The sequence below is a fragment of the Streptomyces globisporus C-1027 genome, assembly GCF_000261345.2.
GTDB lineage: Bacteria > Actinomycetota > Actinomycetes > Streptomycetales > Streptomycetaceae > Streptomyces > Streptomyces pakalii.
Window position 1 is genome coordinate 3147919 of the sequence record NZ_CP013738.1, and the last position, 12999, is coordinate 3160917.

Sequence of the window (12999 nt, forward strand, 5' to 3'; positions counted from 1 at the left end):
ATCACACCTTCTCTGTGCGGCGGTCGCGGATCCGGGCGGTTCTTCGTACGTGGGCGCGGAGCAGATCGTGGATGCGGTACGGGCCCGGCGGGCCGTCCTCCAGCAGTCCGGCGTCGGCGAGTTGTTCCCGCACGGCTTCGGGAACGGGTCCCTCGTCGTCGGGGCCCCGGTCGTCGAGCAGCGTCGGGGGGCCCTGCGCGAGGTGGGTGAACGCCTCGGACAGCCGGGGATCGAGCCGGCCGAGCGCCCGGTCGAAGAGGCCGGACACCGAGTGGTCCGGGGAGTCGGTCAGGGTGAGCCGGGCGAGCGGGTCGTCGCCCAGCCAGTCGGCGGCGTCGGCGAGCCGCAGGCCCGGCCGGGTGAGCAGCCGGGCGGTGAGGATGCGCAGGGCGGCCGGGAAGTGGCCGCACGCGGCGGCGAGCCGGTGGGCGGCACGGGGTTCGGCCTCCACCCGCTCGGCGCCCAGGGCGGTCAGCAGCAGGGCGTACGACTCGGCCTCGGTGAAGGTCGTCAGGCGCTGCACCCAGCCGCCGTGGGTCGCGATGAGTCCGCCGAGGCCCATCCGGCTGGTGACCACGACGGCGGGGCCCGGCCCGGCTCCTGCTTCCCCGCGCAGCGTGAGCAGGGGGCGCACCTGGTCGGCGTCGACCACATCGTCGAGGATCAGCAGCGCGCGCCCGTCGCCGGCCGCCCCGAGCGCGGCGGCCACGTCGGCCACCACCTCATCGGCCGGGCGGGGTTCGCCGTCCGCGCGGGTCATCCGGACGAGCAACTGCCCGGCGGGGAAGGCGTCCCGGGCGAGCCGGGCGGCGTGCTGGGCGAGCGCCGACTTTCCGATGCCGGGTGCCCCGGAGACCAGGACGGTGAGGGGCCGGTGGTCCTCGGGGCCGGGGGGCGGGGGTGCGGTGAGGCGGGCGGTCAGGGCGGCGGCCTCGGCGGCCCGCCCGGTGAAGTGCGGGACGGCGGGGACGGGTTCGATGCGGGGAGCGGCGACCGGGGCGAAGGTCGTCCCGGCGGCGGGAGCGGGTGCGGGTGCGGCGACCGGGGTGGCGCCCTGGGCCGGGACCGGGGGGCCACCCTGCGGCAGGACCGGCGTAGGGCCCGGCGCCACGACGCCCGAAGCGGCCTGGGGCGTCACGGGCGAAGCGCCTTGGGCCGTGACGGGCGAAACGCCCTGGGCCGTGCCGGTCGCGGCGCCCGGGCCCGTGGCGGATGCCGCGCCCTGGGCCGGGGCGGACGCGGCGTCCGAGACCGTTGAGGGCGTCACGGCCGAGACCATTGAGGGCGCCGCGTCCGGGACCGTGATCGGCCGGGCGGCCGGGAGGGCGGCGGTCTCGCCCCGGATGACGCGGGGCGCCGCCGGTCCTGCCGGACCGAGGTCCTCGCCGCGCAGGACGGCCAGTTCGAGCCGGCGCAGGGAGGGCGAGGGGTCCACGCCCAGCTCCTCCAGCAGGAACCCCTTGACCCTGCGGTATTCGGCGAGGGCCTGCGACTGGCGTCCGCTGCGGTAGAGGGCCTCGATGAGCTGTTCGTGGAACCGTTCGTGGCCCGGGTGGACGCGCGTAGCGGTCCACAGGTCGACCAGCGCCTCGCCGCAGCGCCCGAGCCCCAGCAGCAGGTCGCAGACCCGCTCGACCGCGCGCAGCCGTTCCTCCGCGAGCCGGGGCACCTCGTCGCGGTGCAGGACGACGGACCGGACGTTGGCGAGCAGCGCACCCTGCCAGAGTGAGAGGGCGTCCCTGAGCGCACAGAGCTCCGCCTCGGGGTCCCGGTCCAGGCCGGCGGCCCGGCGCACCCGGTCGCGGAAACCGAGGAGATCCAGGGTGGACGGTGCGGCGGTGATCCGGTAGCCGCCGGGCACCGCGTCGATGGCGGTGGTGACGCCGTGCTTGGAGAACAGCCGGCGAAGCCGCAGCACACAGGTCTGGAGGGCCGCCCTGGCGGTGGCCGGCTGCTCCTCACCCCATATCGCGCGCTGCAAGTACTCGGCGGAGACCGGAGAGTTGGCGTGCAGGAGCAGCGCGGCGAGCAGGTTCGCGGGCTTGGAGGACTGAAGGACGACGGTGTCGGGACCGTCGGCGAGGGCGAGCGGCCCCAGAAGCTGGAACCGCATCCCGGGAGGCGTCCCCGGCATGCCTCCCGCCACGGCTGCTGGGCTCGACACGTCTAGTCCCAGCCGTTGACCAGCTTGCACATCTGGACGGGCGGCGATTCCGGGGGCAGTTGGCCGATGACCCCCGCCAGCTCCGTACAGATGACGCGGGCGATCTCGTCGGCGACGGGCGGAGGGCCGGCCGGGGTGGTGGCCGATGCGGGGCCGGTGGAGAAGGTGAGGGCGGCGAGGGCGATGCCGGTGACGAGGGCGGCGGCTCTGGCCGGGCGGCGCTGCTTCTGCGCAAGCGGAGACCTTGACACGTGTTCCCCTTCGACGGTGGCGTCGGAGCCGGGGGTCGTCCCGGCACGGGAGACGATGCCAGCGCGGAACGCGCCACAAGAGAGGCCGTGATGTCAGCTTGCTGCACGGGGGCCCGCCGCCCTGTGCAGCAAGCTGACACGGTCCTCCGTGACCGACGGCCCGGGGCGGGGAACGGGCTCGGCCCCGGGGCGTTTGGAGGAACGTCCCGGGGCCTGCCCGTCATCCTACGGTGACGCCCTCGGGCTCACCCCCCGCCGGGCGGGTGCGGGCTCACCCGTCCGTCGCGATGGCGTTCAGGACGTTCATGCGACCTGCCCGGAAGGCCGGGACGAGGGCGGCGAACAGTCCGACGAGGGCGGAGCAGGCGAAGACCGTGAGGATCGTCGGCCACGGGATCTCCAGGACCTCAAGGCCCTCCAGCGCCAGCAGCTTCTGGGCCGCGGTGCCCCAGCCCATGCCGAGTCCGAGTCCGAGCAGCGCCCCGAAGAGGGCGATGACCACGGACTCCAGCCGGATCATGCGGCGCAGCTGGCGGCGGGAGAGCCCGATGGCGCGCATCAGGCCGATCTCACGGGTCCGTTCGACGACGGACAGGGCGAGGGTGTTCACCACACCGAGGACCGCGACGATGATCGCCAGGGCGAGCAGGCCGTACACGATGTTCAGCAGCTGTCCGATCTGGTCCTTCAGCTGTTCCTTGAAGTCTGCCTGGTTCTGGACCTTGTAGACCGGGTAGTCGGCGATGGCGCTCTTGAGGGCCGCGTACGCCTCCTTCTCCTTGCCCTCCTCGGCCTTGGCGAACATGACCACGTTCTGCGGCATCCGGTCGGCCGGGACGTAGGACGCCGCCGTCGTGAGGTTGGTGTACATCGCGCCGCGGTCGATGTTGGTGTCGTCGGAGGTGATGGCCGCGACCTTGAGCTTCGCGGTCTCGCCCGCCTTGAAGGCGACGGTGATCGTGTCGCCGACCTTGATCCCGTGCCGCTCGGCGTACTCGTCGCCGACGGACATGGCGTCCTTGCCGTACGCCTTCGCGAGGTCACCCGAGATGACCGTCCGGCGGACGTCCTTCTGGTACGTCGGGTCGGCGGCGGTGATCCCCTCGTCCTCCGTCCTGCCGTTCGGCGAGGTGACCTTCGCCTTGACGAAGGTGTAGTCGGTCATGTGCTCCAGGCCGGGGACGGCGCGCACGGCGTCGGCGGCCTGGGGCACGATCGGGCGGCCGGTGCTGCCGTCCTGGACGATGAAGTCCGCGCCGACCGACTTGTCGAGCTCCTCGGTGGCCGAGGCCACCATGGAGGACCCGACGACGGACAGGCAGGCCACCAGGGCGAGCCCGATCATCAGGGCCGCGCCGGTAGCTCCCGTACGCCGGGGGTTGCGCAGGGCGTTGCGCTCGGCCAGCCGGCCGACCGGGCCGAAGAGCCGCAGGACGACGACGCTCAGCCCGCGCACCACGACGCCGGCCAGGAGCGGGCCGATCACGATGAAGCCGATGAGGGTCAGCAGCACGCCGAGGGCGAGGAACATGGAGCCCTCGGTGGCCTTGTCCGCCTGGGTCGTCGCCCACAGGGCCGCGCCGCCCGCAGCCGTCAGGAAGAGGCCGATACCGGCCCTGACCCAGCCGGAGCGGCCGTCGGCGGGGGTTCCGGCGTCGCGCAGGGCGGCCATCGGGGAGACCTTGCCGGCCCGGCGGGCCGGGATGTACGCGGCGAGGACGGTGACGACGATGCCGAGCACGAGGCCGATCGTGGGCGTCGTCCAGGCGACGGTGAGGTCCTCGGTGGAGAGCGTCATACCCACGGCGCTCATCATCTTCATCAGCCCGACGGCGAGGCCGACGCCGGCCGCGACGCCGAGCAGGGAGCCGACGATGCCGAGGAGGACGGCCTCCAGGAGCACGGACCGGTTGACCTGCTTGCGGCTGGAGCCGATGGCCCGCATCAGGCCGATCTCGCGGGTGCGCTGGGCGACCAGCATCGAGAAGGTGTTGACGATGAGGAAGATGCCGACGAGGAAGGCGATTCCGGCGAAGCCGAGCATCGCGTACTTCATGACGTCCAGGAAGGCGCCCATGTCGTCCTTGTTGGCGTCGGCGGCCTCCTGCTGGGTCTGGAGCTTGTACGCGGCGTTGCCGTCGAGGGCGGCGGCCACGTTCTTCTTGAGCTGGGTGTCGCTGACGCCGCTCTCGGCCGTCACCAGGATCTGGGTGAAGACGCCCGGGGCGCCCAGCAGGTGCTTCTGCGCGGTGGCGGTGTCGAGATAGACGACGGTCGCGCCCGGGTTGGTGGCGGTGAAGGACGCGATGCCGCTGATCTTCGCCTTGAGGTCACCGGTGGCGGCGATGGTGCGCAGCTCGTCGCCGATCGTGAGCTTGTGCTTCTTGGCGGTGTCGGCGTCGACCATCACCTCGGTGGGACCGCGGGGTGCGTGCCCGGAGGTGATCTCCATCGAACGCAGGTCGTTCTTGGTCCAGTTGCTCGCGATCGTGGGGGCGCCGGTGTCGGAACCCATGTTCTTGTTGTCGCTGTTGACGACGGTGACCGCCATGGAGAAGGCGGAGCCCTCGGCCCGCTCCACCCCGTCGGCCTTCTCGACCTGCTGCACCACCGAGGCGGGCATCGAGACGGGCTTGCCGTTGTCGGGCTGCTCGCCTTCGTCGTCCGAGCCCTTCGGACTGACGGTGACATCGGGCGAGGAGATGGTGAAGAGCTTGTCGAACGTGGTGTTCATCGTGTCGGTGAAGACGAGCGTGCCGCAGACGAACGCCACGGACAGCAGCACCGCCACGGCGGAGAGAGCCATCCGGCCCTTGTGCGCGAAGAAGTTGCGCACCGAGGTCTTCCAGACAGTCATGACGTCCGCCCACGTGCGTCGAAGTGCTTCATCCGGTCGAGGACCTGCTCGGCGGTCGGGTTCTGCATCTCGTCGACGATGGAACCGTCGGCGAGATACAGCACCCGGTCCGCGTAGGAGGCCGCGACGGGGTCGTGGGTGACCATGACGATGGTCTGGCCCAGCTCGTCGACCGACCTGCGGAGGAAGGAGAGGACTTCGGCCCCGGCGCGGGAGTCCAGGTTTCCGGTGGGCTCGTCGCCGAAGATGATCTCCGGCCGGGCGGCGAGCGCCCGGGCGACGGCGACGCGCTGCTGCTGACCGCCGGAGAGCTGGGTGGGTCGGTGCTTGAGACGCTCGGCAAGCCCGACCGTCTCCACGACCTGCTGGAGCCAGGCGGCGTCGGGCTTGCGGCCGGCAATGTCCATCGGCAGCGTGATGTTCTCGAGCGCGTTGAGCGTCGGGAGCAGGTTGAACGCCTGGAAGATGAACCCGATCCGGTCGCGCCGGAGCTGGGTGAGCTTCTTGTCCTTGAGCTTGGTGATCTCGGTCTCGTCGAGGAAGATCTCGCCCGCCGTCACCGTGTCGAGCCCGGCCAGGCAGTGCATCAGGGTCGACTTGCCGGAGCCGGACGGGCCCATGATCGCCGTGAACTGCCCGCGGGCGATGTCCACATCGACATGGTCGAGCGCGACGACCCGGGTCTCGCCGGTGCCGTAGGCCTTCACTACCTGTCGCGCCCGTGCCGCGACGGCCGTACGCCCTCCAGTGCCCCCGTGCCTGGGAATGGTCACAGCCGTTGTCACGGTTTTTCTCCTATGTCGTTCGATGACTGGACGTCGCTGGGTACGTTCCGAGTCTGCGTTCCGGACCGTCCCCCGCGCGATGGTGCTCAGCGCAGTCTTCAGGTGGGGTTTTCCCCACCCACCCCCCTGCGGTGAGCCGTAGCGGCGACGTAAGAAAAGGTTAAGGAGAGGCCCCCCGCCGCCACGTCCTCCGCCGGGAGGAACGGGCCCTGGCCACTATGAGGGGGCGCCCCCTAGGGGAACTCGTCCCTCGGACGGAGACGGGTCAGGGGCTCCCCCTCGGCGCCCCTGGATGAGACAGTGCCACCGGAGATACGTGCATAGGGAAGGAATCTGGTGGGCGGCACGGACGGCAGAAGCGACGCGAACGCGGGCGGCTCGGACGCAGGCAGCACGGGCCGGGAGGGCGGCGAATCGGCCCGTGCGGCCCGCGGCGGCGACAAGGCTGCGGCGCCGCCGCCCGCCGTCACCACCCCCCGGGGCCGCCGCCCCGTCGTGGCGGCGCTCATGCTCGGGATGGCGCTGGCCGCCATCGACGGCACCATCGTCTCCACCGCCGTCCCCCAGATCGTCGGCGACCTCGGCGGGCTCACCGTCTTCTCCTGGCTCTTCTCCGGCTATCTGCTCGCCGTCACCGTCACGCTCCCCCTGTACGGGAAGCTCTCCGACACCTTCGGCCGCAAGCCGGTCCTGATCGCCGGGATCATCCTGTTCCTGGTCGGCTCGGTCCTCTGCGCGGCCGCGTGGAACATGGCCGCGCTGATCGCCTTCCGTATCGTCCAGGGGCTGGGCGGCGGCGCGCTCCAGGGCACGGTGCAGACCATCGCGGCCGACCTCTACCCGCTCAAGGAACGCCCGCGCATCCAGGCGAAGTTGTCCACCGTGTGGGCCACATCGGCGGTCGCCGGTCCGGTGGTCGGCGGACTGCTCGCCGGGTACGCGGACTGGCGGTGGATCTTCCTGATCAACCTCCCGGTCGGGGCCGTCGCCCTCTGGCTGGTCGTCCGCCACCTCCACGAGCCCTCCCGCCCGCGTCCGGCCACCCGGCCCCGGGTCGACTGGGCGGGCGCGCTCGCCGTCTTCGCGACCGGCAGCCTGCTGCTCACGGCGCTCGTGCAGGGCGGGGTGGCCTGGCCCTGGCTCTCGGCGCCCTCGCTCGGCCTGCTCGGGGCGAGCGCGGTGCTGGCCGCGCTCACCGTGGTCATCGAACGGCGGGCGGCGGAGCCGATCATCCCGGGCTGGGTATGGCGGCGCCGCACGATCGCCTCGGTCAACCTGGCGCTCGGCGCGATGGGGCTGCTGATGGTCGCGCCGACCGTCTTCCTGCCCACGTACGCCCAGTCGGTGCTGGGCCTCGGCCCGATCGCCGCCGGGTTCGTGCTCTCGGTGATGACGCTGAGCTGGCCGGTGTCGGCGGCGCTGTCCGACCGGGTCTACAACCGCATCGGCTTCCGGCGGACCGCGATGATCGGCATGAGCGCGGCGCTGCTGATCCTGCTGGCCTTCCCGCTCCTCCCCTACCCCGGCGAGCCCTGGCATCCGGCCCTCCTGATGCTGCTGCTCGGCGCGGCCCTCGGCCTGTTCCAACTCCCTTTGATCGTGGGCGTGCAGTCGACGGTCGGCTGGGCGGAGCGCGGTACGACGACGGCGTCGGTCCTCTTCTGCCGCCAGGTGGGCCAGAGCATCGGCGCGGCGCTCTTCGGGGCCGTCGCCAACGGTGTCCTGGCGGCCCGCCTCCTGGACGCCCCGGTGGACGGCCTCCCCGGCGACCTGGACGCGGTGACCCGCGCGCTGGAGGACCCGGGCGCGTTCTCCGCGGCGGCGACGGACCACGTGCGCCGGGCGGTGGACGCGGCGGTGGACTACGTCTACATCGGGGCGGCCGGAGCCGCGGCCCTGGCCCTGCTCGCCCTGATCACGCTGGCCCCGCGCCGCTTCCCGGTCATCACGGAGCCGACGGAGGCGGCCGGGACCGCCGGGGCGCCGGGCCGGCAGGACGCCGCTTCCTAGGGCGTGCCGTAGCGGCGGCGAGCACTCCACTTGATAGGCAAGTCGCTACTTGCCTATCGTGGAGTCATGGCGGACGATGTCTTCAAGGCCCTGGCCGATCCCACGCGGCGGCTCATCCTCGACGAGCTGACCGACCGGAGCGGTCAGACGCTGTTCGAGATATGCGGACGGCTGGTGACCAGGCACGGCCTCGGGCTGTCCCGGCAGGCGGTCAGCCAGCATCTGGCCGTCCTGGAGACGGCGGGCCTGGTCAGCACGCGCCGCGAGGGCCGCTACAAGTTCCACGACCTGAACACCGAACCCCTTGAGCACATCGTCACGCGATGGCTCGCTCAGCCTGATCAAGAAGGCAGGACCCCATGAGGATCAACCTGACCAGCGTCTTCGTCGACGACCAGGAGAAGGCCCTGCGCTTCTACACGGACGTCCTCGGCTTCGTGAAGAAGCACGACGTCCCGCTCGGCGGCGAGGACCGCTGGCTGACCGTGGTCTCGCCGGAGGACCCCGACGGCACCGAACTCCTCCTGGAGCCGAACAAGCACCCGGCCGTGAGGCCGTACACGACGGCCCTGGTCGAGGACGGCATCCCGGCCATCGCCTTCGCCGTGGACGACGTACGGGCGGAGTTCGGCCGGCTCAGCAAGCTCGGCGTCCGCTTCACCCAGGAGCCGACGGAGATGGGCCCCGTCACCACCGCCGTCCTGGACGACACCTGCGGCAACCTGATCCAGATCATGCAGAGCGCGTAGGGCGGGCGCCTTCACGCCCCGCCCTGAGGCCTCGCGGCCGCCACCTCCGCCCACACGATCTTCCCGATCGGGTTCCGGGGCTCCCACCCCCACTTCGTCGCCAGGCACTCCACAAGGAAGAGGCCACGCCCCGACTCCTGGTCCTCCGGGGGCAGCGTCGCGTGCTCGGGCGTCCGGCCGAGTACGGCGTCCGAGACCTCGATACGGAAACGGCTCGCCGGGCCTTCGTAATCCACCCGCACATGGAAGTTCCGCCCCCGCAACCGCCCGTGGCACACCGCGTTGGCGGCCAGCTCCGCCACCACCAGGGCCACCGAGCACGACGCGTCCGTCATCGGCCCGAACCCCCAGTACCCCAGCTGCCGCACCACCGTGCGGCGGGCGAGCCGTGCTCCCCGGGGCGTCGACGGGAACTGCCGCGACAGGCTCCCGTAGCCGTTGGCGGTCAGCCCGAAGCGGCGCGGGAGGGGTGGGGGCTCCTCCTGCCCGTCGGCACTGTTCGCCGCTGTCGTCCTCTTCCCGGTCATGCCGACCATCCGTTCACTCGACTCCTCTCACGTCACCCACACGTGCGGGTTCCGTGACTTTCCGTACTCAAGAGTCGGCCGTGCGTCCTAGCCTCGGAAGGTGACAGCGCCTTACCCCGCAGGCCGTAAGAATCGGAAGTAGCCCCATGGCCAGAGCAATTGACCCGCAGTCCTCCATGGCGGCCCTCTTCGGATCACGCCTGCGCAAGCTCCGCGTCGCGGCCGGACTCACCCAGGCCGAGGTGGGCTCACTCGCCCACGTGGTCAGCAGCCGCATCGCCCAACTGGAGCGGGCGACCGGCGCGAAGCCCACACTGGAGCTGACCCGGGTCCTGGACAAGGAGCTGGTGGCGGACGACTTACTGATCGACCTCTGGCCGTACGTGTACCGGGAGGCGTTCCCGGACTGGTCGCGGGCGTTCATCGCGTACTCCGCCCGCGCGGCTGTGATCCGCCAGTACGCCTCGCACGCCGTGCCCGGTCTGCTGCAGACACCGGAGTACGCGCGAGCGTTGCTGAGCGTGGGCCACACGCTGCGGGACGCCGAGTATCTGGAGGAACGCCTCGCGGCCCGGCTCGACCGACAGGTGCGGCTGATCGGCCCGGACCGGCCGGAGCTGTGGATCATTCTCGACGAGGCCGTGCTGCGTCGGCCGGTCGGCGGATCCGCCGTGATGCGCGGCCAGTTGGAGAAGCTGCTCAGGATGGCCGAGGAGCCCAACGTCACGATCCAGGTGCTGCCGTTCAACCAGGGCGCGCACGGTTCGTTGGGCGGTTCCCTCACCGTGCTGGTGATGCCGGACGGCACCGACGTCGCCTACACGGAGGGCGCGCACTACGGCCAGTTGACCGAGGAACCGGACGAGGTCGAACGGTTCGTTCTCACTTACGATCAGCTCAGGGCGATGGCGCTGCCGCCGCTGATGTCACTCGCCTTGATCCGATCCGTACTGGAGGCCGATTACCGTGCAGCGAGTGTCCCGTCCCGATCTGACCGCCGCCGCCTGGCGCAGCAGCAGCTACAGCAACCAGGAGGGCGGCGACTGCGTGCAGGTGGCGGACGGATTCCCCGGCGTCGTCCCGGTGCGTGACAGCAAGAACCCCACCGGCCCCGCCCTCGTCGTCCCCACCGCCGCCTGGAGCGCGTTCATCGCCGGGGTCGTCACCGACTGACGCGTGGCGCGCGGCGTGACACCCCCGCGCGCATCGGCATCACTCCATTTACTGGTGTCACTGGGCATTTACCGTCGGCATATTGGCCGAAAAGAATTCCTCGGGCTCCCAGACATCGCCGCTTCGCGGCATAACGCTGGACCGACCGGCGGGTGTCGCGCATATGCCCCGGCCATTCCCCCGGGGCTCATTCCGGCCCGATGCCGGTCAACGCGGCGCGCTGCCTCGCGATTACCACAACAGCCGGAGCCCGCTGGCCACTTCCCGACAAAATCACTCTGCCTACGGACTATGCCGCTCACCGGATCAACCGCCGCACGAGCAATGTCTACGATGTGGTCAACCCCTGACAGGAAAGGCTGCTTCCGCTTTTCTCCGATTCGCCAGGTGAACTGCACCTTCTCGGAGCGGCCGCACACCTTCTGCTCGGTAGAACTGTCGGTAGAACTGAGGGACCGCATCCATGCCAGAACCCGTACCAGCCAGTCAGCGGCGGAGGCCGATGAACGCGTCCGGGGCGGCGACGGCGCCGCTTGTGGCCGTGCTGTCCGTACTCGCCGTCGCCGGAGCCGTGGCCGTGTTCCTCGCCCCGTCCGGGGCGCGCGGCTGGGCGGTGGCGGTGGTGGTGACCGCCTGGGTGGTCCTGGCCGTCACGCTCGCCGTGGCGCACACCCTCGCCCGGCGGACCCAGCGCGCGGCCTCGGCCCGCAACGCCGAGGCCGAACGGCTCAAGACCTCGCTGACCGCACTCGAAGCGGACACCGCCCACACCGCCGACGTGGCCCTGCCCGCACTGCTCCAGCTGGTACGCGGCGGAGTACCGGCCAACGAGGCCCTCGGCCGCGTCCCGCTCCCGCGCGGGCCGCGTCAGCGCAAGCTGCTGCACGCCCTCGCGGCCACGGTCGAGGGGCAGGAGCAGCAGACCGCCGCCCTGCGCACCGAGAGCACGCGGATCCACGACGAGCTGGGCAGGGAGAACGCCCGGCTCCGCGACGAGTTGCGCGCCCTGACCTCCGAGGTCGAACGCTTCACCCGCGAGACCTTGCCGAGCGTGGCCGCCCGGCTCCGTGAGGGCGAGTCCGGCGCCGCGGTGCAGGCCGAGGTGTACCTCCCGGACCAGCCGCTGCTGCGCGCGTCCGTCGAGGCGGTGCTCCGGGAGCTCGCGCTCAGCGAACGCCGCGCCCTCGCCGCGCAGACCGCGTCCGCCAAGGCGCTCAGCCGCGTCCAGGCCAAGTCCGTCAGCATGCTCGCCGACCTGCGCACCATGCAGGAACGTCACGGCGAAGAGGTGTTCGGCGATCTGCTGAAACTGGACCACAGCACCTCGCAGCTCGGCCTGATGACGGACCGCCTCGCCCTGCTGATGGGCGGCCGGCCCAGCCGCGCCTGGAACAGGCCGATCGTCATGGAGAGCATCCTGCGGGGCGCGGTCGGCCGGATCGCCGCCTATCAGCGGGTCCGGCTGCACTGCTCGTCGAAGGTCGCCATCTCCGGCTTCGCCGCCGAAGGCGTCATGCACCTCCTCGCCGAACTGATGGACAACGCCGCCAACTTCTCGCCGCCCATCGACGAGGTGCACGTCTACGTCGAGGAGCGCGGCACCGGCATCGTCGTCACCATCGAGGACAGCGGCCTGAAGATGGCCGAAGCGGCGATGCGGCGGGCCGCGGACTCCGTCGCCGGACGGCTGACGGACCTCGCGGCCCTCCAGGGCACGCGCCTCGGCCTCGCCGTGGTGGGGCGGCTCGCGCTCAAGCACCGGATCAGCGTCAACTACCGGCCGTCCTCGCGCGGTGGCACCGGCGTGGTCGTCCTGCTGCCGAGGCATCTGATCGCCCAGGAGTCCCGCGAGAGCCATGCGGTCGTCCCGAGCCTCCGGGAAGCCGCGGCAGCCGCGACGCCGGCGCCCGCGCCCACGGCCGTACCCGCTCCCGCCCCCACGGGCACGCTCACGCCGGAACCCCTGTCGCCGGAACCCGCGACACCGGTGCCCGCGCCTGTGACGCCGCCACCCGCGCCCGTACCCGCGACGCCCTCCCTGCCGGAAGCCGTCGCCCCCGCCGCGCCGATGCCGGCCCCCGCTCCAGCCGCTCCCGACCCCCTCGTCGCCCGCCCCCGTGAGCCGCAGCAGCCCGCGACCCGCCCGGCGGCGGCCTCCACCCCCGGCGGCCTCCCCGTCCGCACGCCCGGCCGGACCATGGGCGAGGCGGAGCGCGAGCGCGGCCGGCACCGTGGCGCGCCCGCTCCCGCCTCCGCGGCGAACCCGCGGGGCGACACACCGCGGGCCACCCCGCCCCGCACCGCGGGCCAGCAGTTCGGCGCCTTCCAGCGCGGCCGGCGGCCCCAGAGCAACGCGGCGGCAGCGGAGCAGCCGGACGCCGGGACCGTACCGCCGCCGTCCGCCGCACCGTAGCCAGGAACGCCATCCACAGGGTGTCCGGGGCCACCGGACGCGCTCGCTCGAACATCCGAGATTGGAGGTA

11 protein-coding genes are annotated in these 12999 nt (G+C 72.0%); 6 read left to right on the top strand and 5 right to left on the bottom strand.

The annotated features are described in order from the left end of the window. Window position 1 precedes the first annotated feature (1 nt). From WQO_RS13490 to WQO_RS13505, 4 genes are all read right to left on the bottom strand, one after another. The gene (locus WQO_RS13490; RefSeq protein ID WP_058953979.1) at window positions 2–2113 is read right to left on the bottom strand and encodes a BTAD domain-containing putative transcriptional regulator; all 2112 of its coding nucleotides are present in this window, start codon (window positions 2111–2113) and stop codon (window positions 2–4) included. Window positions 2114–2166: 53 nt separating this feature from the next. Beyond that, a complete protein-coding gene (locus tag WQO_RS13495; protein WP_010059788.1) occupies window positions 2167–2415 on the bottom strand; it encodes a hypothetical protein in 249 nt (82 codons plus the stop codon). 271 nt (window positions 2416–2686) lie between these two features. Next, window positions 2687–5272: an ABC transporter permease gene (locus WQO_RS13500; protein ID WP_010059787.1), complete on the bottom strand. Its 2586-nt coding sequence runs from the start codon at window positions 5270–5272 to the stop codon at window positions 2687–2689. Beyond that, window positions 5269–6057 carry an ABC transporter ATP-binding protein gene (locus tag WQO_RS13505; protein WP_010059786.1) on the bottom strand — a complete coding sequence of 263 codons (789 nt, stop codon included), beginning with the start codon at window positions 6055–6057 and terminating at the stop codon, window positions 5269–5271. Before WQO_RS13505 ends, WQO_RS13500 begins: the two co-directional genes overlap by 4 nt. A gap of 336 nt (window positions 6058–6393) precedes the next feature. Between WQO_RS13505 and WQO_RS13510 the strand changes: the two genes are divergently transcribed. The 3 genes from WQO_RS13510 to WQO_RS13520 all read left to right on the top strand — a co-directional run bounded on the left by WQO_RS13510 (window position 6394) and on the right by WQO_RS13520 (window position 8816). Next, window positions 6394–8067: an MFS transporter gene (locus tag WQO_RS13510; protein WP_010059785.1), complete on the top strand. Its 1674-nt coding sequence runs from the start codon at window positions 6394–6396 to the stop codon at window positions 8065–8067. A gap of 66 nt (window positions 8068–8133) precedes the next feature. Continuing rightward, on the top strand, window positions 8134–8430 hold the full coding sequence (locus WQO_RS13515) for an ArsR/SmtB family transcription factor (protein WP_010059783.1): 297 nt from the start codon (window positions 8134–8136) through the stop codon (window positions 8428–8430). Beyond that, a complete protein-coding gene (locus WQO_RS13520; protein ID WP_010059781.1) occupies window positions 8427–8816 on the top strand; it encodes a VOC family protein in 390 nt (129 codons plus the stop codon). The genes WQO_RS13515 and WQO_RS13520 overlap by 4 nt, the downstream gene beginning before the upstream one ends. A gap of 11 nt (window positions 8817–8827) precedes the next feature. On the opposite strand, the gene WQO_RS13525 is transcribed toward WQO_RS13520, so the two are convergent. Then, window positions 8828–9352, bottom strand: coding sequence for an ATP-binding protein (locus tag WQO_RS13525; RefSeq protein WP_010059779.1), 525 nt, complete (start codon window positions 9350–9352; stop codon window positions 8828–8830). Window positions 9353–9489: 137 nt separating this feature from the next. On the opposite strand from WQO_RS13525, the gene WQO_RS13530 reads away from it, so the two are divergent. The 3 genes from WQO_RS13530 to WQO_RS13535 all read left to right on the top strand — a co-directional run bounded on the left by WQO_RS13530 (window position 9490) and on the right by WQO_RS13535 (window position 12929). Then, entirely contained in the window at window positions 9490–10434 is a 945-nt protein-coding gene (locus WQO_RS13530) for a helix-turn-helix domain-containing protein (protein WP_237274125.1), read from the top strand. Then, on the top strand, window positions 10397–10516 hold the full coding sequence (locus WQO_RS36120) for a DUF397 domain-containing protein (protein WP_237274126.1): 120 nt from the start codon (window positions 10397–10399) through the stop codon (window positions 10514–10516). The genes WQO_RS13530 and WQO_RS36120 overlap by 38 nt, the downstream gene beginning before the upstream one ends. A gap of 502 nt (window positions 10517–11018) precedes the next feature. Next, entirely contained in the window at window positions 11019–12929 is a 1911-nt protein-coding gene (locus tag WQO_RS13535; RefSeq protein WP_010059775.1) for an ATP-binding protein, read from the top strand. Window positions 12930–12999 lie beyond the last annotated feature (70 nt).

Bases quoted from the DNA above. Each gene is read 5' to 3' on its own strand.
- WQO_RS13520 (WP_010059781.1), top strand. From the start codon at position 8,427: ATGAGGATCAACCTGACCAGCGTCTTCGTCGACGACCAGGAGAAGGCC.
- WQO_RS13500 (WP_010059787.1), bottom strand. From the start codon at position 5,272: ATGACTGTCTGGAAGACCTCGGTGCGCAACTTCTTCGCGCACAAGGGC.
- WQO_RS13490 (WP_058953979.1), bottom strand. From the start codon at position 2,113: ATGCGGTTCCAGCTTCTGGGGCCGCTCGCCCTCGCCGACGGTCCCGAC.
- WQO_RS13535 (WP_010059775.1), top strand. From the start codon at position 11,019: ATGAACGCGTCCGGGGCGGCGACGGCGCCGCTTGTGGCCGTGCTGTCC.
- WQO_RS13515 (WP_010059783.1), top strand. From the start codon at position 8,134: ATGGCGGACGATGTCTTCAAGGCCCTGGCCGATCCCACGCGGCGGCTC.
- WQO_RS13530 (WP_237274125.1), top strand. From the start codon at position 9,490: ATGGCCAGAGCAATTGACCCGCAGTCCTCCATGGCGGCCCTCTTCGGA.
- WQO_RS13525 (WP_010059779.1), bottom strand. From the start codon at position 9,352: ATGGTCGGCATGACCGGGAAGAGGACGACAGCGGCGAACAGTGCCGAC.